The 20,865-nt window shown below is 52.3% G+C and carries 13 protein-coding genes; 9 read left to right on the top strand and 4 right to left on the bottom strand.

Features of this window, described 5'->3' with window-relative positions; genetic code table 11:
• Window positions 1-26 precede the first annotated feature (26 nt).
• Window positions 27-857 carry a sugar phosphate isomerase/epimerase family protein gene (locus D4L85_RS30410; RefSeq protein WP_119757891.1) on the bottom strand — a complete coding sequence of 277 codons (831 nt, stop codon included), beginning with the start codon at window positions 855-857 and terminating at the stop codon, window positions 27-29.
• A complete protein-coding gene (locus D4L85_RS30405) occupies window positions 854-2,233 on the bottom strand; it encodes a glycoside hydrolase family 88 protein (RefSeq protein WP_119757890.1) in 1,380 nt (459 codons plus the stop codon). The genes D4L85_RS30410 and D4L85_RS30405 overlap by 4 nt, the downstream gene beginning before the upstream one ends.
• Window positions 2,234-3,250: 1,017 nt before the next feature.
• Between D4L85_RS30405 and D4L85_RS30400 the strand changes: the two genes are divergently transcribed.
• A complete protein-coding gene (locus D4L85_RS30400) occupies window positions 3,251-6,253 on the top strand; it encodes a SusC/RagA family TonB-linked outer membrane protein (RefSeq protein WP_160144099.1) in 3,003 nt (1,000 codons plus the stop codon).
• Window positions 6,254-6,263: 10 nt separating this feature from the next.
• Window positions 6,264-7,859, top strand: coding sequence for a RagB/SusD family nutrient uptake outer membrane protein (locus D4L85_RS30395; RefSeq protein ID WP_119757888.1), 1,596 nt, complete (start codon window positions 6,264-6,266; stop codon window positions 7,857-7,859).
• A 122-nt stretch (window positions 7,860-7,981) separates the two neighbouring features.
• Here the strand turns inward: D4L85_RS30395 and D4L85_RS30390 are convergent, their stop codons facing one another.
• Window positions 7,982-8,671, bottom strand: coding sequence for an NUDIX hydrolase (locus D4L85_RS30390; RefSeq protein ID WP_119757887.1), 690 nt, complete (start codon window positions 8,669-8,671; stop codon window positions 7,982-7,984).
• Between the two features lie 223 nt (window positions 8,672-8,894).
• On the opposite strand from D4L85_RS30390, the gene D4L85_RS30385 reads away from it, so the two are divergent.
• Window positions 8,895-10,382, top strand: a complete 1,488-nt coding sequence (locus D4L85_RS30385) for a peptide MFS transporter (protein ID WP_119757886.1) — start codon at window positions 8,895-8,897, stop codon at window positions 10,380-10,382.
• A gap of 154 nt (window positions 10,383-10,536) precedes the next feature.
• Here D4L85_RS30385 and D4L85_RS30380 read toward each other — a convergent pair whose 3' ends face one another.
• Window positions 10,537-11,934, bottom strand: coding sequence for an aminopeptidase P family protein (locus D4L85_RS30380; protein WP_119757885.1), 1,398 nt, complete (start codon window positions 11,932-11,934; stop codon window positions 10,537-10,539).
• Window positions 11,935-12,146: 212 nt separating this feature from the next.
• Between D4L85_RS30380 and D4L85_RS30375 the strand changes: the two genes are divergently transcribed.
• The 6 genes from D4L85_RS30375 to D4L85_RS30350 all read left to right on the top strand — a co-directional run bounded on the left by D4L85_RS30375 (window position 12,147) and on the right by D4L85_RS30350 (window position 20,748).
• The gene (locus D4L85_RS30375) at window positions 12,147-13,595 is read left to right on the top strand and encodes an APC family permease (protein WP_119757884.1); all 1,449 of its coding nucleotides are present in this window, start codon (window positions 12,147-12,149) and stop codon (window positions 13,593-13,595) included.
• Window positions 13,596-13,733: 138 nt separating this feature from the next.
• Complete coding sequence (locus D4L85_RS30370) at window positions 13,734-14,666, top strand: dihydrodipicolinate synthase family protein (protein WP_119759006.1); 933 nt, start codon at window positions 13,734-13,736, stop codon at window positions 14,664-14,666.
• 29 nt (window positions 14,667-14,695) lie between these two features.
• Window positions 14,696-16,150, top strand: a complete 1,455-nt coding sequence (locus tag D4L85_RS30365; RefSeq protein ID WP_236849092.1) for an aldehyde dehydrogenase (NADP(+)) — start codon at window positions 14,696-14,698, stop codon at window positions 16,148-16,150.
• Window positions 16,151-16,163: 13 nt separating this feature from the next.
• A complete protein-coding gene (locus tag D4L85_RS30360; RefSeq protein ID WP_119757882.1) occupies window positions 16,164-17,162 on the top strand; it encodes a 4-hydroxyproline epimerase in 999 nt (332 codons plus the stop codon).
• Between the two features lie 83 nt (window positions 17,163-17,245).
• On the top strand, window positions 17,246-18,490 hold the full coding sequence (locus D4L85_RS30355) for an NAD(P)/FAD-dependent oxidoreductase (protein WP_119757881.1): 1,245 nt from the start codon (window positions 17,246-17,248) through the stop codon (window positions 18,488-18,490).
• An 8-nt stretch (window positions 18,491-18,498) separates the two neighbouring features.
• Window positions 18,499-20,748 carry a S9 family peptidase gene (locus tag D4L85_RS30350; RefSeq protein WP_119757880.1) on the top strand — a complete coding sequence of 750 codons (2,250 nt, stop codon included), beginning with the start codon at window positions 18,499-18,501 and terminating at the stop codon, window positions 20,746-20,748.
• The last annotated feature ends 117 nt before the right edge of the window (window positions 20,749-20,865 follow it).

Genomic DNA, 20,865 nt, shown 5'->3' with positions numbered 1-20,865 from the left:
GGTTGGAGGATTATCACGTTTTACGCTTATGAATTTTCGCGGTATGCTTTTATGATCTTTTTCAGGAACACGCTTTGGTCTTCCTGCCAGTAGATGGTTGAAAATATTTCGACTTCGTTAAACCCGGTAAACCCCGTGGCTTCCACCCATGAGCGGATCTGCCGCACGGGGATGCAACCTTCGCCCATCAACCCACGATCCAATAGCAGGTCCGTTGTGGGCGATTTCCAATCGCAGATGTGAAAGGCCATCAGGTTTCCGTGTTCGCCACAGCGTCTGATCTCCTGTTGCAGGGAAGGATCCCACCAAAGGTGATACACATCGACGGCCACGCCTACATAAGGTGAGTTCAACGCTTCGGCCATGTCGTTTGCCTGCGCCAGGGTGTTGATCGCCGAGCGCGTGTCGGCATACATGGGGTGCAGCGGTTCGATGGCCAGCCGCACGCCGGCAGCCGAGGCCTCGGGAAGGACCGCCGCAATGCCATCCTGGATTTGTTTTCGCGATTCCTCCAGGGGCTGTGTAGGATCGGCACCACAGACGAGGACGATCAGGGAAGTTCCCAAGGCAGCCGCTTCTTCGATGGCCTTCCGGTTGTCGTCGAGGGCGGCTTTTCGTTTGTTTGGATCTTTGCTTGGAAAGAACCCGCCGCGGCAAAGCGATACCACGGTGAGGTCATGCTCGCGCAGCAGGTTGCCGGTCTGACGGATGTTTCTCCCCTCGAGTGCGTCGCGCCAAACGGTGATGCCTTTCACGCCGGCGGCTGCATAATTTTTTGCAGCCTCTTCGATGGCCCACGGCTTGGTGGTGATGGTGTGGATGCAAAGTTTTGAGAGGTCTTTGGGTGCGGCGTTCATTGAATATTAAAAAAGGTGTGATAGGTTTCGTTGTTCATGATCCGTTGCAGATAGAGTGCGGCCTCGCGGACGTGATAGTCGCCCCACATGCTGGATTCTCCGTTGGGGATCTTACTTCCTTCGGGAACATAGTCCCAGCCGTTGGGCCGGTGATAAACGGAATGCAAGAGCAAGCCCTGATGTTTTGGATTGACGCTGAGGTAGGGTTCATCGAGGATGGTGTTCATCACCGTGAGGCCGGCCTGCCAGTAGCGGTTGCCGGCGGCTTCGTCTCCTTTGCGTTTCAAATAATGTCCAAGCCGCAACAAGCCTTGCGCGGCAATGGCGGCGGCCGAGCCGTCTACGGGTTCAAAGTCGTTGTAGGGATCCGAGGGCTGGTCGAGGTAATCGCCAAGCCGGTATAGGTTGGGCGCGCCGGTGTCCCAATAGGGCACGCCGTCGGTGGGGGTGTGGTCGATATAGAAATCGCACGTTGCTTTTGCGGCCTTCAGCATCACGGCCATGATTTTGTCTTTTCCGGAAAATGCTTTGAGATCGTCTTCGTTCACGGTGTCGAACCATTCGAGCTCCTCGGCGAAACCGCACATGGCCCACGCCAGTCCACGCGTCCAGGTGCTAAAGCCGGTGTAGCCTTGTTGTGAATTGGGGCAGCGGTAGTTTCCGTCTTTCACGTTAAAGATGATCTCATGCGCGGTCCGGCCCCATACATCATAGGTGTCGCGGCCTTCGCCGTAATACACGGAATAGTCGGCCGTGGCCTGCAGGTGTTGGATGACGCGGTCCAGCAAAACGATGCGCACATCGCCTTCGGTCTGAAGGATGTGACCCAGGCTATGGCTCAGCACCAGCGAACGCAGCGAGCGGATAGTATCTACAAAGAGGGAGTGCGGCCCATTAAAGGAATGAATAAACCCGCCCGTTTTGATGGTTGTCCAACGACTGGCCTGTACGGCACCGGACACTTTCAGGGCCATCACATAAAAATTCCGTTCCCATTCCTGATCAGGTGTCTTGCCTTCCTTCATCAGCCGCAACAAATTGCCATAGGTGCTCACGTTGTTAAAGCCATGATCATGCACGCCGGTGTGACTCACGTGCGGGGCCATCAGCTCAACAGTTTTTCTCCGCCCGAGCTCGAGGAACCGGTCTTCGCCGGTGGCGTCATATTGCAGGATGGCGGCGCCATATTGAAAGCCTTGTGTCCACTCGGTCCATCCCCGCGTGGTGTACCGGCCCTGCACGGTGAAGACGGGCGAGCCTTGTGAGGCGTGGTAGTGCTTTTCGATGAGGTCGATTTTTTTTCCGGAGAGCTCCCAGAAGGATTGGAGTTTGCTAGCGAAGTCGGATGGTTTTAGGTGCTGGCCTATTTGGATCATGAGGTGTTGTTTTTTTGTAATCAGGTTGTTGTGGTGGCTTGATAGGGTAAGCGTGGCTTGTCGGTCTGTTAGATCGTATCGTTCTATTTTGGGCTATAAAATTTAGTGATTACTGGGGTAATATCCATCGTTCTTTCCATATGTGGTTCGTTTTATTTTTGTGAGTGGACACGATTCTTCTATCTCAGAGCCTCAAAGGGGTGTCCACTCATCATGGAGATCGATTTATTTAGATTCTTCGATCGACGGTGATGAGAAGAAGCCGAGGAATGACTCTTTGAAAGACGGTTCGCGGCCTGCGCCGTATAGGCATGACGCTGTCTGGTGCATGCGACCCTTAACGATTAGGCGCAACCCTGTAAATCATTTGAACCGCCTCACCTTCGCTAAAGCTTCGGCGAGCAAAGAAAGGGGCAAAGGGCGCCCTCCTTCGCTGAAGCTTCGGCGGGCAGGCAAAGTCAACGCAAAGTAAATACAGACCTATCGCCCTTGTTGGTGTTCTTCACCAACAAGATTTGATGGCGTGGGTCTCTGAATGGTAATAAATAACATCGACGCTTTCTTTGTACGTTATTTTTGGAGGAAGGGGAATGTATTATTCGCTTCGAGTCGAGTTGAAGCTATTCTTGTTGGTGAAGAACACCAACAAGGGTGGTGAGCCTTCTTTGTGTCCTTTGCGCCTTTCTTTGCTCGCCGACTTGCCCGTCGTAGCTTTAGCAAAGGTGAGGCGGAGAAACCCTTCGAAGAGATTGCTACACTACGAGCCCAACAATGTTAAAATTCTAGCTGAAAGCTCTGGATTAGGATGGACAGATGCGTCCCATATTCCCTCACACATTAGCCGGTTGCCGGACACTTACAAACTCCTCCATGTTGATCGCTAGGGTGTTTTCACGAGCCTTCGGGCACGAGGTGGATAAATTTGTATTACATGAGGATAATTTATGGAAAAACACGTGTCGGGTGTTTGTCTACTTTCATCCTGTCAAAATATTCAAATCTCAATCCCCCTTATACATGAGAAAAATTTTAACTAAACACGTGATGATAACATTGGCCTTGTGCCTCGCGATGTTATCCTGTCAACATGCTTTTGCGCAAATTTCGGTTTCCGGGAAAGTTACCTCCAATGACAAGGAAGCTTTGCCGGGAGTCAACGTGCTGGTGAAAGGAACCAGCCAGGGCACGACCACCGATGCCAACGGAGACTACAAACTGATCGTGCCCAGCGCCGAGTCGGTTTTGATGTTCAGCTTTGTGGGCTACCTCACCGAAGAAGTGACGGTGGGCACACAGACGAACGTCGAAGTGATGATGATGCCCGATCTGGTATCGCTCCAGGAAGTTGTGGTGATCGGCTATGGAACACAAAAGAAAGGAGAGGTCACCAGCGCCGTGGCCAGCGTAAAGGAGAAAGACTTTACGGCGGGGGCCATGCGCGACGCTTCGGAACTGATCAAGGGAAAAGTAGCGGGCCTCACCATCACCAACGGCTCGGGCGATCCATCCGCTGGGCCAAACATTTCGTTGCGGGGCGTGGCCACGTTGCAGGGTTCGGCTGCTCCTTTAATATTGATCAACGGTGTGCCCGGCGATTTCAATACGGTGTCGCCCTCGGATATCGTCTCCATCGACGTGCTGAAAGATGCTTCGGCGGCGGCCATTTATGGAACGCGGGGCGCCAACGGCGTGATCCTCATCACCACGCGGTCCGGCGACAAAGCAAAGACGCCCACGCTGACCTATTCCCATTACTCCGCCGTATCCACCATGGCCCGCAAAGCAGATTTCCTGACGGCCAGCGAGTATCAAAAATATGCCCAAGAGTTCACCTTCCGGAATGATTTTGTGGGCGAAGCCAATGCCAACGGTGGGGTGACCGACACGGATTGGTTGGGTGAAATTACCCGGAAAGCCTATATGCAAAGTCACAATTTGGCACTGCAAGGTGGTGGTGCCAATTCCAACTATGCCGCCAGTGTTAATTATATCGGCCAGGATGGTGTGTTCGAGGGATCGTACAACAAGGAATTGAGAATTTCACTGGACGTCAGTCAATATCTGTTCAACGACAAACTGAAGCTGAGCGCCAACCTTTTGAGAGGCGCACAGGACATCGGTGCGTTGGGCGACGGAGGTTCGTTCAATGCCTTGATCTACCGGAATGCGTTGATTCGAAACCCCTTGCTGAGCATGCAGGACGACGAAGGCAAATGGATCGAAACCGATCGCTTGCAATACATCAACCCCGTAGGCCTGGTGCGTGAAACCTCGGGTAAGATCACCAACAACTGGACCCGGTTAACCTCCAACACAACACTGGAACTCGTGGATGGCTGGCAAACCAATTTGATGCTGGCCACCGAAATACGAAACAACTACCGCGGCTATGCCGAAACCAAGGAGCACTACAACTCGGTGAAAGGCCCCCGGAGAAATGGTTTTGCCTCCCGCGGCGACGATCAGATCAAGACAAACTACCTGGAGTTGACCTCCAAATATTCGAAGACAGTCGACCAGCACTCCTTTGCGGTGCTGGCAGGCTACAGCTATCAGTACAACGTCAATCAGGGGGGATATGCAAACAATTTTGATTTCCCTACCAACGCTTATTCCTACAACAACCTGTCGGCCGGAAACGCGATGCGCCTCGGAACAGCCCGCATGGACAGCTATAAAAATGACAACACGTTGATCGGTTTCTTCGGTCGCGTGAACTATGGTTTTGGCGATCGTTTCAACCTGCTTGCCAGCGTGCGTCGCGAGGGCTCGTCTAAATTTGGTCAGAACAATAAATGGGGAACCTTCCCTGCCGTTTCCGGCGGTTGGACCCTCAGCAATGAAGACTTCCTGAGAGGATCGTCGGTGGTGAGCTTTTTGAAGATCCGTGCCGGCTATGGCGTGACGGGTGTGATCCCGAGAGATTCCTATTTGTCAAAACCGTTGCTGACCTATGAAGGCGTTAGCGTGTTGGATGATGGCAAGTGGATCAATGGCCTCGTGGCGTCGAGCAATGCCAACCCGGATCTTCGCTGGGAGAAGTCGGGAGAGCTGAACATCGGTTTGGACTTTGCCATCCTGAAAGACAAGATCTCGGGTAGCGTCGATGTCTACTCCAAGCGTACCAAGGACATGCTTTGGGATTATTCTGTGCCGCAGCCACCCAATTTGTATAGCACTACGCTGGCCAACGTGGGCGAGATGCTGAACAAGGGTATTGAAGTGCTCATCAAAACCACACCGGTGAAAAGCGCTGCCTTTGAGTGGAATTCGAACGTAACGTTTTCCCATAACAAAAATGAACTCGTGAGCCTGTCGAATGATCTCTACAAGATCGAAGGCGACTATATCAATGAGTACGGCATCAGCGAACCCATATCCATGGCATCGCACCGCCTGGAGCCGGGCAAGCCCCTGGGCAACTTCTGGGGATTGAAATCGGTGGACATCACCGACGATGGTATGTGGGTGATCGAGCTGCCCGACGGAACCCGGCAAACGATGACCAGCAACTCCATGGCTACCGACAAGAACAGCCAGGTGTTGGGAAATGGCATACCGAAATATCGCGCCGGCTGGATCAACACGATGCGCTACAAGAATTTTGATTTGAGTGTCGTGCTGAGCGGCGCCTTTGGCTACCAGATCATGAACCAGCAACGGATGTTCTATGAAAACCCGAACATCAACTACAACGTGCTCAGCTCCGCCATGGACAACGTGTATGGAAAGAGAAGACTGGGCTATCTCAACCAGGCTTTTGTGAGCTACTATATCGAGAACGGCGACTATGTGAAAGTGGAGAATGCTACACTGGGCTACAACGTCGATGTTTCGAAGGTGAAGTTTATGCGCGCACTGAGGATCTATGTTTCCGGTTCCAACCTCGCCACGATCACCGGCTATAAAGGGATCGACCCCGAGATCACCCGGAACGACATCCGGATGCAGGGCATAGACAACCGCGACAAATTCCCTACGGTGAGAACCTATACCATTGGTGTGAATGTAAATTTTTAAAGAACGGATTATGAAAATAACAAATATGAAACGGTTGCTCTCAGGTCTATTGTTTTCGATCGGCCTGTTCTCCTGTACCAACCTCGATGAAAATATGTATGACGTCATTTCGTCGGACGAAACAAAACTGACCGCCGACGACCTGACCACGATCATCGCGCCGGCCTTTGCCCAATTCCGCGAAGTATACTGGGGATGGAACGGTCTTTTTGACATCTATGAAGAATCATCCGATTTGATCGTTACGCCTTTCCGCGTGGGCATCGGCTGGGGTGACCTGTACCTCGACATGCACAAGCACACCTGGGGGCCGGCCATCGAACACGGCAATAACTTATGGGTGCGTGCATACGCTGGGATCAACGCCTGCAACAAAGCAGCGTTTCAAATCGAAGCCTTAGGCGAGATCGAGAACAAGGAAAACACGCTGGCCGAGTTGAGGGCCTTGCGCGCCATCTACTACTACCTGCTGCTGGATAATTTCAGGAACGTCCCCATCGTCACCAGGTTTGATGTGCCCAAAGGATTTCTGCCCGAACAGAGCACGGGCCAGGAGGTATACAATTTCATTGAAGAGGAACTCACTCAAACCATGCCCTACCTGAGCGAGGAGAACAGCCAGAAAACCTACGGGCGTGTCACGCGATGGGCGGCTAAGATGACACTCGCGAAATTGTATCTGAATTCAGAGGTATATGTCGGCACCGCGCGATGGGATGATGCGTTGACCCAGGTGAACGATATCATTGGCAGCGGTCAGTTCACCTTGTTGTCGAGCTACTCGGCCAATTTTGCGGTGAACAACACCAACACGCCGGAGGAGATATTTTCGATCCCTTACAGCAAGGAATACACGGCCAACATGAATACCTACTATCCTTTCAAGACCCTTCACCCGTTGAGTGCCGCTACGTATAACATGCCTGAGCCCTGGGGAGGAAGTTGTGGTATCCCCCAATTTTTAGATACGTATGACAAGAACGATAGCCGGATGAAAGAATGCTGGCAAGGCGGCTTGCAATACAAAGCCTCCGGAGAACCCATCATGGACGGCGACAAACAATTCGAATACATCAACTACATGACCAGCGTCGACGCGGCGGAATACAACGAAGGCTATCGTTTTGTGAAATACGAAATACCGATCGGTTTCACCATCAATCCCGACAACGATGTGCCGATCTACCGTTACGCCGACGCGCTGATGATCAAAGCGGAATGTCTCCTGAGAAAAGGCCAGAAGGACGATGCCGCGCAAATTGTGACGGAAGTCAGACAGCGTGCTTTCAAAAGTGCCCCGGAAAAAGCGGAGGTCACCGGCGCACAATTGGCCGGGGGCAGCACCTACGAATATGGTTACTATGAGAATGGCGCCATCACCGAATACGAAGGCGGAGCCGACATTGTGAACGGACGATTTTTAGATGAACTGGCCTGGGAGTTTGTCGGCGAACACCACCGGAGACAAGACCTGATCCGCTTTGGGGTGTACACCAAGAAGAAGTGGCTCACCCACAAACCCAACGGCGACTACCGCGTCATTTTCCCGATCCCTCAACCCCAGCGGGAAACCAATACCAACCTCGGTCAAAATCCGGGCTACTGATCGCAATGAAAGACAGAAGGGCTCGCTGCGATGCGAGCCCTTCTACTTTTTTTTAAATTCGAGAGTAAACAAATTCCATTTAGCGAAGGTGAGGCGGTAAAAACTGATGCAGGCCTCCCACCTCAAATGAACCGGACACCATTGGTCTCGAGACTTTTGTATTTAATAGAATCGAATACGTAATAGAACGCACCCCGCCGCGAATTTTTCTTTTCCTTCTCATCCAGTTTATTAAGCACTCCAAGCGCCAGAATTCGCTTAGAGAAATTCCGCGTATCCAGCGACGTCTCATAGATCGCTTCATATAACGACTGAAGCTGTGGCAATGTAAATTTGCTGGGCAACAACTCGAACCCGATGGGCTGCCGGGCAACTTTCTCCCGCAAGGACTCCTGGGCTTTTAACACCATGACCGTGTGATCAAAAACAAGCTCGGGCAATTGACTCAACTCAAACCATTTGGCCTCGTGTTCGGCTTGCAATTGTTCGCTGTAGTCGGCGATGTTGATGAGGGCAAAGTAGGCAATGGAGATCACTCTTCCGGCTGAGTCGCGGTCCACCTGCGAAAAGGTGTGCAACTGCTCCATGTAAATATTGTCCATTCCGGTGAGTTTTTTCAAGACGCGCACCGCCGCGCGGTCGGCATCTTCGTCGTCGTGGATAAAGCCTCCCATGAGCGACCACCTTCCTTTGTGGGGCTCGAAGCCACGCTTGATGAGAAGGGCTTTCAGCTGGTTTCCATCAAAACCAAAAATGATGCAATCGACAGCAGCAAGTACTTTTCGATGGCTTTTATAACTGTTGATATCCATAGTCCAACATTTTCTTCAACACCGGAAGATGGTCATTAAGTAAAAAGGGAGATGGTACGTTTTTAATTTATTGTGGTATTATCTTACCTGATCTGCGTATCAGAAGGACGAAGTGCAGAAGAATAAAAAAAATGAAACGCCAAAATTTGATTACGGGAGGATAAAATTTGTTTATTGCACCGGGCGGAATTAAACCTTAGCTTCGTTTTCAACAGCCTCAACGATGAATCCAACTTTTTTCGGACATCCCCGCGGACTTGCCACGCTGTTCTTCACCGAGATGTGGGAACGGTTTAGCTACTACGGCATGCGCGCCCTGCTCATGCTGTTCATGATCACCAGCGCCGAAAAAGGCGGGCTCGGATTTAGCGAAGAAACCGGAGGCGCGATCTATGGGATCTATACCATGATGGTGTATATGCTGGCCTTGCCCGGCGGCTGGATCGCCGATAACGTTTGGGGCCTGCGCAGAAGCGTCTTTTATGGTGCATGCATCATTTGCCTGGGGCACGTGCTCATGGCTTTTCCCTACATGGAAACGTTTTTTGTGGGCTTGTTGCTCATCGCCATCGGCACGGGTTTACTGAAACCCAACATCAGCAGTTTAGTAGGTGAACTTTATGCTAAGGAGGAAAACGCGAAACGGGATTCGGGTTTTTCTGTTTTCTTCATGGGCATCAACATCGGCGCCTTTGTCGCGCCGTTTATTACGGGCTACTTCGGTGAAAAAGTGAACTGGCACTATGGCTTTGCCCTGGCCGGCGCCGGCATGCTCATCGGGCTGGTGCAATATAAATTGTCCGAGAAATACCTGCCTCCCGCACCAATAGAAACAGACAGGGACGTGAGCGAACAACGAAAGAAGAATGCACGCAGGCTTGGTATAGCGACGTTGCTGGTCGGCCTGTTTGTGATCGCATTGGTGACAAGAGTTCTGGTGATCGACCCGATTTGGCTGGCCAAGGCATTTGTGTATATCATCGTGGGATGCACGATCGTCTATTTTTGTTATCTCCTCTTCGGGGCCCGTCTCACAAAACAGGAACGCAACGGTGTTTTGTCAATCCTGAGTTTTTTTGCTACGTCGGTCATTTTCTACATGGGCTATGAGCAACAAGGTTCGTCGCTAAACCTATTTGCCTTGCGCTACACCGACTTGCACATTGGAAACTTCGAGATGCCCGCCTCCTGGCTCCAGGCGGTTCCGGCCGTGGGCGTGCTGATCTTTGCACCCTTTTTTGCATGGCTTTGGTTGTGGCTGTCGAAACGGAATATTGATCCGGCCATCCCCGTAAAACTTTCCTTCGGATTGTTATTTATCTCTGCCAGCTTTTTCGTGATGACGGGCGCAGCATTGGTGGTGGCGCAAGGGCAAAAGGCGCTTCCGGGGTGGCTCATTGTCACCTATGTGCTGAACACGTTTGGAGAGATCTGTTTGTATCCCGTAGGACTGAGCGCCGTAAAAAAATTGGCGCCCCAGAAATTCGCCGCCCAACTCATGGGCGTGTGGTTCCTGTCGCTGGCGCTGGGAAATTTGCTGGCCGGTTTGCTGACCAGCAACATGAGCAACGAAAGAATCCAGCAAGATCCCGGGGTGATGGTCAACCTGTTCCTGTTTCTGGCCATCGGCGTCGGCTTCGCAGGGATCACGGTTTTTGTGCTTAGCAAGAAACTGAGGTTTGCTTCGAGTAGGGTTGTGGCAAAGATCTAAGAGAGCAACTGGAAGCCTATTTGCTCTCCCCCAAGAAACTTAAACCGCAAAGGCGCAAAGAGCGCAAAGTTAACGCAAAGCGCTTCGCGTCTCCTCTGCGCTCTTTGCGCCTTTGCGGTTCAAACTGAATTTTTTGTCACTCCCCTTGACTTCCCTAGGTTCTCAACCCTTCTATTTCATTTATCGTTTTAGCAAGAGGCTTACCAAGCAAGTGGGAACCATCCGCGGTCACCAGGAGATTGTCTTCTATCCGGATGCCGCCAAAAGTTTTGTAAGCTTCCGCCGCGCTATAGTTGATGAAAGACTCAAATTTCTTTTCAGCTCTCCACATGTCGATCAATTCGGGAATGAAATAAAGCCCAGGCTCCACCGTCAGCGTGAAGCCTTCCTGCAACCTTCTCGCTAGTCGCAAACTCTTGATCCCAAAAGCGGGATTTCGACTCACCTCCTGGCCATACCCCACATGATCCTCGCCGAGGTTTTCCATATCGTGCACATCCAACCCGATGAGGTGACCCAGACCGCATTGAAAAAACAACGCGTGAGCACCGGCGTTCACAGATTCGTCCACGTCGCCCCGCATGAGACCAAGTTGTTGAAGTCCTTTGGTCAGTTCCCGGCAGGCGGCGAGGTGAATATCTTTAAAGAACACGCCCGGTTTTAGCAGGCCCTCGGCCACGGTCAAGGCGTTCAGCACGATTTGATAAACCTCTTTTTGTTTCTGTGTGAAATTTTTGCCGATGGGAAACGTACGCGTCAAGTCACCACAGTAGCCCGACGGAAGTTCGGCGCCGCTATCGCAAAGCACCATTTTTCCTTCCTGGAGTTTGTTACCATAAAAATGGTTGTGAAGCGTTTGTCCGTTGGTCGTAACAATGGAAGGATAAGATGTCCGGCAGTTGTTGGCATAGGCAACGGCCTCGATACAGCTCAGCAATTCATATTCGAACATACCGGCCTGAACAGAGCGTATGGCCATCAAATGCATATCGGCACTCACGCTCACGGCTTTCTCCAACTCAACGATCTCGGCTTTACTCTTTTGAATGCGTTGTTCGGTGATGGCATTCACGAGGGATTTTGAAGGCGTACTTTGAATGGTCTGCACAGGCAGTGACAGCCATTCGGAAAGCCTGATCGCGACATCGGCACGATAGGGGGCAAGCCAATGGATCGTTCTTTTATCTGCGGTGGCTTTTGATAGGAGTGTCGCCAGGGAAGTCAGCGGCTTCGAAACCCCTATACCTACTTGTGACGCCAACTCCTGTACCGTAGGTTTCGGCCCGGTCCATACCAGATCGTCCACCGTGGAGTCGTTTCCAAAAAGAATTTCCTGGTCGTTGTCCACATCGATCACACCCACCAACGCGTCCAACTCCAGGCCGAAGTAATACAGGAACGTGCTGTCCTGACGAAAAGCGTAGGCGTTGTCGGTATAGTTAATGGGAGACTGAAGATTGGCCGGCAAAAGAATAATGCCGGACGCGACCTTGTTTTTCAGAAGGGCGCGTCTGCTTTTATAAACATCAGGAGAGAAGGTTGGAGCGTTCATGAGATAAGGCGTTAGAGGTTACTTCCTGCAAAGAATATGCGGCCTAAACCTAAATCTTTCTTGTAAAAATTCAAACGACTACTATCGGGGCGCATCCTGGCGCATTTTACCAAGTGGTGAAAATCGTATCAGGTAAGGTTAATTTTTACATGGGAACTGACGGGTTTGAGCCGTATCTTTAATTCTAACTATTCTAACCCTGGATATGGCCTATGGCAGAAGCGCAGCGTGAGTTCAAACGGAATGTAGGATTGCTGGATGCAACCATGGTCGTGGCTGGGTCGATGATCGGGTCGGGGATCTTTATTGTGAGCGCCGAAATCGCGCGAAACGTGGGCAGTGCGGGTTTGTTACTGGGCATGTGGGTGCTGGCCGGCGTGGTCACCATCATTGCCGCTGTCAGTTATGGCGAGTTGTCGGCCATGTTTCCCAAAGCCGGGGGAATGTACGTGTACCTGCGCGAGGCCTATAGTCCACTGGTTGGCTTTCTATATGGCTGGACATTTTTCACCATCATCCAAACCGGCACGATCGCCGCGGTGGGCGTGGCCTTTGCCAAATTTACGTCCTACCTGGTGCCCGGCGTGGGCGAAGACCATATACTTTTCACCGTGGGCGGGTTTCACTTGGCGGCGTCACAGTTGCTGTCCATCGGTGTCATTCTCTTGCTCACGTTTGTCAACACCCGCGGCGTTCGCAACGGTGTGGTTGTGCAGACATCCCTCACGATCATCAAGATCCTCTCGCTGGTGGGCCTCATTGGTTTTGGATTTTGGTGGGGAGCAGACGCCGCGATTTGGGACGCGAACTGGCAGGACGCCTGGAAGCTGTCGTCGCTGGTAAAAGACGGTGACATGGCAAGCCATCTCCCCCTGGCGGGTCTCGCTGCCTTTGGAGCCGTGGCCATCGCCATGAAAGGCTCGTTGTTTTCCTGCGACTCGTGGCACAACATTTCATTTATCGCCGGCGAAGTGAAAAATCCTCAACGCAACATCGGGTTAAGTCTTGTGCTGGGCACGGTGATCGTGATCGTGGTTTATGTACTGGCCAATATCATGTACCTGGCCGTGGTGCCGCTGCAGGACATTGCTTTTGCCAAGAGCGATCGCATCGGCGTCGTGGCTGCGGAGCGCATATTCGGTGCGTCGGGAACGATCGTCATCGCCGTGATGATCATGATCTCCACGTTTGGCTGCAACAATGGGCTGATCATGTCGGGAGCCCGCGTCTACTACACCATGGCCAAGGACAACCTGTTCTTTGCCCAGGCAAAAGAATTGAACGAACAAGGCGTGCCCGCCAATAGCTTGTGGATGCAGGCCGTCTGGGCCTCGGCCTTGTGTTTGACGGGAAAATACAATGAGCTGCTGGCACTGGTCATCTTCGGTGTGCTGATATTTTACGCACTGACCATTTTCGGGATCTTCCGGCTGCGCAAAAGCCGCCCCGACCTCGAGCGTCCCTACAAAGCCTTTGGCTACCCCATCCTTCCGGCCCTTTATATTGCCATCGCCATCGCCCTGGCGCTGTTGCTCCTGATCTTTGAAACCAACTTCACCCTTCCCGGCCTGGCCATCATCCTGTTGGGCATACCGGTGTATTTCCTGATGCTGCGTCGCAACGATCAGCGGGTGAAAATGACGAGCCAGGCAAAGCCCTGAAAGCAATACCCAATATTCAGTGGGAGGGGCTAAAGCATTCAAAATGTGAATAAATCGTATTAGTAGAAGGTAATTCACGTACACGTGGCACTACCGGCGGGCCATAAATTTGTATCATAACAAAACAGATTCATCATGATTACATGGAAGGGAGTTTTTCCTGCAGTAACCACAAAATTTACGGCAGACGACCAGTTGGACTTCAAAACATTTGAGAAAAACCTGGAGGCACAATTGGCTGCGGGTGTACACGGGATAATCATCGGTGGAACACTGGGAGAATCAAGCGTCTTGTCCCCGGCAGAGAAGGTGGACCTTTTGAATTTCACTATTCAGAAAGTAGAAGGCCGCGTGCCTGTGGTGCTCAACATCGCCGAAGGGGCCACACGCGAGGCCGTCAAGATTGCCGAAGCGGCACAACGCAGTGGGATCAGCGGTCTCATGCTGTTGCCGCCCATGCGCTACAAATCCGATCACAAGGAAACCGTCACCTATTTCAAATCGGTAGCGCAAGCCACCGATCTCCAGATCATGATCTACAACAACCCGGTGGACTATAAAGTGGATGTTACCCTCGACATGTTCGAAGACCTGGTCGACACCAGGAACATCGACGCCGTAAAAGAATCGACCCGCGACATCGTGAACGTGACGCGGATGATCAACAAGTTTGGCGACCGGTTCAGCATTATGAGCGGTGTGGATACCCTGGCATTGGATAGCCTGGTCGTTGGCGCGAAGGGCTGGGTAGCCGGATTGGTTTGTGCGTTCCCCGAAGAAACTGTGGCCATCTACAACCTCGTGATGGAAGGCCGGATCAAAGAGGCCGTGGAGATCAATCGCTGGTTTATGCCGTTGTTGGAGCTCGACACGTTCAGCAAACTGGTGCAATACATCAAACTGGCAGAAGCGGAAGTAGGCTTGGGTACGGAAATCGTTCGCCCGCCCCGCCTGATCCTTTCGGGCGATGAACGCACGGAGGTGCTGGGCATTATCCGCGAGGCCCTCAAAAAACGCCCCGTATTGAATCGCAGCAACGGACAAAGATCAACCGCCAAGGTAAGCGCATGAGGATGAACCCCGGGCAGGTTGATCAAATAATGCTTCACGCCGCACAGGCGTTTGATCAGTATCGGCATATTGACGGAAAAAGAAGAGCCGCCTTCCTGCACGCCATCGCCGACGGTATTCAAACCGACACGGAGACCATCGTGAAGCTTGCACAGGAAGAAAGCAATTTGCCCGGGGCGCGCGTACAGGGCGAGGTTGGTCGCACCACGGGTCAGCTCCGGGCGTTTGCGGAATTGATTTCCGCAGGCCACTGGGTGCAAGCCACCATCGACAACGGGGACGCTTCCCGCAAGCCATTGCCCAAGCCAGACCTGCGCAAAATGTTAGTGCCGGTCGGGCCCATCGTCGTGTTCGGGGCCAGCAATTTTCCGTTGGCGTTTTCCACGGCGGGTGGAGACACGGCTTCGGCGCTCGCGGCGGGATGTTCCGTCATCGTAAAAAGTCACCCGGCTCATCCGCGTACCTCGGCTAAAGTTGCTGAAGTGATAAAAACGGCCATGATCGAAAGTGGCATGCCGCCGTTTGTTTTTCAACACGTTGAAGATTCCAGTATAGAAGTGGGTCAGCAACTGGTGCGCCACCCGCTCACCAAGGGCGTGGCTTTCACCGGTTCACGTCAGGGTGGGATGGCCTTGTTTGAATTGGCTGCCCAGCGCACAGAGCCCATCCCGGTCTTTGCCGAAATGGGTAGCGTGAACCCTATTGTTCTACTGCCCGAAAGCATACGAACCCATAAAGAATTGCCAAAGCTTCTGGCGGCCTCGGTGCTGCAAGGCGTTGGTCAGTTCTGCACCAACCCCGGGTTGATCCTTGCTTTGAAAGGGGAGGGCCTCGATAAATTCCTCGATGAGTTTGCTGCCGAGATCCGGATTAGCGTGCCTGCTAAGATGCTCCACCCCGGAATAGCAAAAAACTATTCGATCCTGAAAAACAATGCCCTCGGGCAGCCCGGCGTTTCTGTTCTTGCCGCCGTGGATGAAGCAGGTGATGCCAGCTTTGGCGCTGCAACGGTGGCGATAGTGAGCGCCAGGGATTTTATAAACAACCCCCACTTGTCGGAGGAAATCTTCGGACCGTTCTCGCTGGTGGTGATGAGCGAAAACGCAAAAGAATTGGATGAAATAGTGAAAGTTTTACCCGGTCAGTTGACCGGTTCTTTTTTTGGAACCCCAAACGAAATACAAGCGTACGATGCCTTGGCCAAAGAACTCCAAAAACGGTGTGGAAGAATGATCTTTAACGGTGTTCCCACGGGAGTGGAAGTGTGTAAAGCGATGCATCACGGAGGACCCTTTCCGGCCACCACCGACGCCCGGTTTACGTCGGTGGGAACGGATGCCATTTACCGGTTCGCACGTCCCTTTAGTTTTCAAAATGCACCCGAATCGTGGTTGCCCCCGGAACTGCAAAATGAAAACCCGCTCCGGATCTTGCGCTGTGTTGACAACGAATGGACCTTCTCGGAGGTCATGGTAGTAAATTGATTTCTATTACGAAATGAAGAAGACTTTTTTTTGCATCGATGCCCACACCTGTGGTAACCCCGTCCGGTTGGTAGCCGGGGGTGGACCTTCATTGGAGGGAAAGAATATGAGTGAAAAACGACAGCACTTCCTCCGCGAATACGACTGGATCCGGAAGGGCCTCATGTTCGAGCCCCGTGGCCACGACATGATGAGCGGAAGCATTTTATACCCCCCGTGCGATCCGCAAAACGATGTAGCCGTGTTGTTCATAGAAACCAGCGGATGTTTACCCATGTGCGGCCACGGCACCATCGGCACGGTGACCATCGCGATCGAAGAAGGACTGGTGGTGCCAAAGCAACCCGGTGTGCTGAATGTGGAAGTGCCGGCCGGGCTCATACGGATCGAGTACACGCAGAAGGACCAGAAAGTAACTTCGGTAAAGATCCGCAACATCAAATCATTCCTCGCGGCTGAGAACCTCGTGGCCACTTGCCCCGATCTTGGAGAGCTGACCGTCGACGTATCGTACGGAGGAAATTTCTATGCCATTGTCGACGTTCAAAAAAACTTTCCCGGCCTGGAACACTTCCGCGCCGAGCAGCTCATTGGCTGGAGTCGTGAGTTGAGAAAAAATATCAATGCAAAATATTCCTTTGTGCACCCCGAAAATCCGACGATCAACGGGTGCAGCCATATTCTTTGGGCCGGCGCGGTGATGGACCCTTCCTCTACGGCGCGCAACGCGGTCTTTTACGGTGACAAGGCCATCGATCGTTCTCCCTGCGGAACGGGGACCTCGGCGCGGCTGGCGCAGTGGCACGCCAAGGGAAAACTTAGAAAGGGTGAGCCCTTTGTGCACGAGAGCATCATCGGTTCGAAGTTTATCGGCCGGGTGGAAGAGGAGACCACGCTCGACAGCAAGCCCGCCATCGTGCCCAGCATCGAGGGGTGGGCGGTGGTGATGGGTTACAACACCATCATCATGGACGACAACGATCCGTATGCGCACGGCTTCCAGGTGATCTGATCTACAAGGATGCTTTCCGGTGATGCAGGAAAAAGTCGCTCGTTTCCGCGTCACGGTTTGCATCCTCTATCTAATTTAACGACATGAAAAATATTGCAATCATTGGTGGTGGCATAATTGGGTTGAGTGCTGCATATTATCTTCAACGCGCGGGACATCGCGTAACGGTTTTTGACAAAGGAAACCTCGACGACACGTGCTCCATCGGCAACGCGGGCATGGTGGTGCCGAGCCATATTGTTCCCCTGGCGGCGCCGGGGATGATCTCCAAAGGTATCCGTTGGATGTTCAATGCCAAGAGTCCTTTCTACGTGCGGCCGCGGTTGAATGGCGACCTCCTGAAATGGGGACTAAAATTTTATGCCCACGCCAACGAGCGCCACGTGCAACGGTCGGTGCCATTGCTCAAGGAGATCAGCACCCTGAGCAAGCAGTTGTTCCGGAACATGGCCATGGCAAAGGATTTTGAATTTGGCTACCAGGAGAAAGGATTGCTCATGCTTTTCCAAACGGCCGAGACCGAACAGGAAGAAATTGAAGCGGCACACATGGCCAACCAAAATGGTGTGGAGGCGCATGTGCTGAGCGCAGGAGAGGTGCAGCAACTGGAATCAGGCCTGAAAGTGACCGCGCGCGGCGGCGTGTATTTTCCAGGCGATGCGCATCTGATCCCTCAACTGCTGGTGTCAAACCTGGTAGCACACCTCAAGAAAAATGGTGTAGTTATTCTGGCGAATCATGCCGTAGAAGATTTTGTGACCGGCTCATCCGGGATAGAGCAGATTTTCGTAAACGACGAGTCGTGGCATTTTGATGAATATGTCGTGGCTACCGGCGCATGGTCCGGTCTTTTCTGCTCGAAGCTGGGCATCGATCTTCCCATGCAATCGGGCAAAGGCTATAGCTTCAATGTGAAGGGAGGCCAGGGGGTCCAGATCCCAACCCTTTTATTAGAAGGCCGCGTAGCCGTCACCCCCATGGGAAATGACCTTCGCTTCGGCGGCACCATGGAGATCAATGGCACAGACCGCAGCGTGAACATGAACCGCGTGAAGGGAATTGTGGAGACCATTCCCAAGTACTACCCCGAAATGAAAGTCCAGGTTCCGGACGTGAAAGAAGTTTGGAACGGTTTGCGGCCATGTTCTCCGGATGGACTACCTTACATCGGTCGCTCCACCCGCTTTAAAAACCTGGTGGTGGCCACCGGGCACTCCATGATGGGAGTAAGCCTGGGTCCCGCCACGGGAAAATTGGTAACGGAACTTGTCGATGAAAAACCGACCAGTATGGACATCGCAGCGTTCCATCCGGAGCGGTTCAACTAAAAGCGTTTATGAAACATTTTGTTATTTGGGCACCCCTCTTCCTCCTTTGCTTTTCACTGCGGGGACAAGGTACATTGCCGGAATACCGGAGAGCCGACTCCTGCAAAATTCTTTATAAAGGGAAAGTCTTCAACGCGCCCGATAAATTTTATTGGATAAAAAACGATCACAGCTTTTGGTATAAAAACGAGATCAAAGGCGCCAAGGAGTTTATGCTGGTCGATGTCGAAAGAAAAGGGCAGCAAAAAGCGTTTGATCACGGCCGTATGGCGAAAGCGCTTTCCGCAAAACTGAAAAAGCCTGTCCCTGCGCAAGACCTTCCGCTTCAAGATCTCGAATTTTCAAAAGACCATAAATCGGTAAAGTTCACAATCGACAGCGCGCGGATAAAATGCATCTTGCCATCGTGTCAATGCTCGGTGGAAGAAGTGATCCGGAATAAAAAAATCGATGAGGGCTACTGGGGGAATGCTTTCAATGAAGGAGCAAGCCATCCGGTAAAATCTTCCGACAGCCTGTGGGTGGCTTTTATAAAAGACTACAATGTTTTTATACAATCCCGGAAAACGAAAGAGATCGCGCAGCTCAGCTATGACGGCAGTGGCGGAAATTTTTATTCTTCCTTTATCACCTGGGCTCCCGACAGCAAAAAACTGGTAGCCTATAAAGTAAAGCCCGGACAAACCCGCATCGTGTATTTGATCGAATCCTCCCCAGCCGATCAATTGCAACCCAAGCTCCAGCAACGCGAGTATCTGAAACCCGGCGACGAACTGCCCCACCGTCAACCCCAACTTTTTTTGATTGATGAGAAGAAGCACATACCGGTTTCCGACAGCTTGTTCGCGCATCAATATGCCTTGGAGGATGTGCGATGGAATAAGGACAGCCGCTTCTTCACGTTTGAATACAACGAAAGAGGACATCAAACCTACAGGGTTTTAAAAGTTGACGCGCCTACCGGTAAGGTGAGCGTAGTGGTTGAAGAGAAAAGCAAGACCTTTATCGATTACAGCGGAAAGCGATATCGCTACGATCTTTCCGATGGGTCACAAATGATCTGGGCTTCCGAACGGAGCGGGTGGAATCACTTGTACCGCTATGATGTGGCTTCCGGCAAGGTGATCAATGCAATCACCACCGGCGAATGGGTGGTGCGCGAAGTGGTCTACGTCGATGAAGCCAAACGCCAGGTGATCTTCAAAGCCTCCGGCCTCGACAAAGACCAGGACCCGTATTTGACCCATTACTGCGTCGTGAATTTTGACGGCAGCGGTTTAAGACGATTGACCACCTCGAACGCCAACCATGTTGGCTTCTTCTCCGATGACTATTCCTATTTTGTCGATCACTATTCGCGCGTCGACTTACCACCGGCAAGCCAGGTCATTGCCACGGCAACCGGCAAGCCGGTGATGGAGATTCAAAAAGCTAACATACAAGAATTGCTCAACGCCGGGTGGCGCATGCCTGAAGTCTTCTCGGCCAAGGCGCGCGATGGCCAGACCGATATTTTTGGGATCATCATCCGCCCTTCAACTTTTGACGAGAGCAAAAAGTATCCCGTCATTGAAATGGTCTATGCGGGACCGCATAGCTTTTTTGTTCCAAAATCTTTCACCGAACGGTACACCGGATTGTATGCCTTGGCAGAACTGGGTTTCATCGTCGTGCAGGTGGACGGCATGGGCACGTCGTGGCGCTCCAAGGCCTTTCACGATGTGTGCTGGAAGAATCTCAAGGACGCGGGGTTCGCTGACCGCATCGGCTGGATAAAGGCAGTAGGGCAGAAGTACCACTATGTGGATACCGATCACGTCGGAACGTTCGGTACATCGGCTGGTGGTCAGAGTGCCGCCGGGGCAGTCATTTTTCACCCGGAGTTCTACAAAGCGGCGGTGGCCTCGTGTGGATGTCACGATAACCGGATGGATAAGATGTGGTGGAACGAGCAGTGGATGGGCTATCCCATCGGTCCGCAGTATGCGGAGTGCTCCAACATTGTGAACGCACCCAAGCTGGGCGGCAAGCTCCTGCTGATCGTAGGGGAGCTGGACGACAATGTGGATCCCGCTTCCACCTATCAATTGGCCAATGCCCTCATCAAAGCAGGGAAGGACTTTGAGTTGATCACGGTGCCAGGCATGGGGCATTCCGCAGGGGGCGAGTTTGGCGAACGCAAGCGTCGCGACTTTTTTGTGCGGACGCTTTTGAATCGCGAGCCACCGGCGTGGGAGATGGCCTATCCTGCACAGTGAGGTTTTCGCACCCTCAGAGAGTTAAAATTCTACCGGTAGTTGTTAATATAAATCAAAACGGAAAGGCATATTAGGCTTAGTTTTGATATCGTGACCGGGTCGTCAACGCGGCACCAT

Source organism: Chryseolinea soli (assembly GCF_003589925.1).
Lineage (GTDB): Bacteria > Bacteroidota > Bacteroidia > Cytophagales > Cyclobacteriaceae > Chryseolinea > Chryseolinea soli.
Note: the sequence above shows the minus strand (reverse complement) of the source record. Positions and strands in the feature narration are given on the sequence as shown.

What these genes read in the sequence shown, in the direction of transcription:
- D4L85_RS30410 (WP_119757891.1), bottom strand. Translation starts at nt 857, where the DNA reads ATGAACGCCGCACCCAAAGACCTCTCAAAACTTTGCATCCACACCATC.
- D4L85_RS30405 (WP_119757890.1), bottom strand. Translation starts at nt 2,233, where the DNA reads ATGATCCAAATAGGCCAGCACCTAAAACCATCCGACTTCGCTAGCAAA.
- D4L85_RS30400 (WP_160144099.1), top strand. Translation starts at nt 3,251, where the DNA reads ATGAGAAAAATTTTAACTAAACACGTGATGATAACATTGGCCTTGTGC.
- D4L85_RS30395 (WP_119757888.1), top strand. Translation starts at nt 6,264, where the DNA reads ATGAAAATAACAAATATGAAACGGTTGCTCTCAGGTCTATTGTTTTCG.
- D4L85_RS30390 (WP_119757887.1), bottom strand. Translation starts at nt 8,671, where the DNA reads ATGGATATCAACAGTTATAAAAGCCATCGAAAAGTACTTGCTGCTGTC.
- D4L85_RS30385 (WP_119757886.1), top strand. Translation starts at nt 8,895, where the DNA reads ATGAATCCAACTTTTTTCGGACATCCCCGCGGACTTGCCACGCTGTTC.
- D4L85_RS30380 (WP_119757885.1), bottom strand. Translation starts at nt 11,934, where the DNA reads ATGAACGCTCCAACCTTCTCTCCTGATGTTTATAAAAGCAGACGCGCC.
- D4L85_RS30375 (WP_119757884.1), top strand. Translation starts at nt 12,147, where the DNA reads ATGGCAGAAGCGCAGCGTGAGTTCAAACGGAATGTAGGATTGCTGGAT.
- D4L85_RS30365 (WP_236849092.1), top strand. Translation starts at nt 14,696, where the DNA reads ATGCTTCACGCCGCACAGGCGTTTGATCAGTATCGGCATATTGACGGA.
- D4L85_RS30360 (WP_119757882.1), top strand. Translation starts at nt 16,164, where the DNA reads ATGAAGAAGACTTTTTTTTGCATCGATGCCCACACCTGTGGTAACCCC.
- D4L85_RS30355 (WP_119757881.1), top strand. Translation starts at nt 17,246, where the DNA reads ATGAAAAATATTGCAATCATTGGTGGTGGCATAATTGGGTTGAGTGCT.
- D4L85_RS30350 (WP_119757880.1), top strand. Translation starts at nt 18,499, where the DNA reads ATGAAACATTTTGTTATTTGGGCACCCCTCTTCCTCCTTTGCTTTTCA.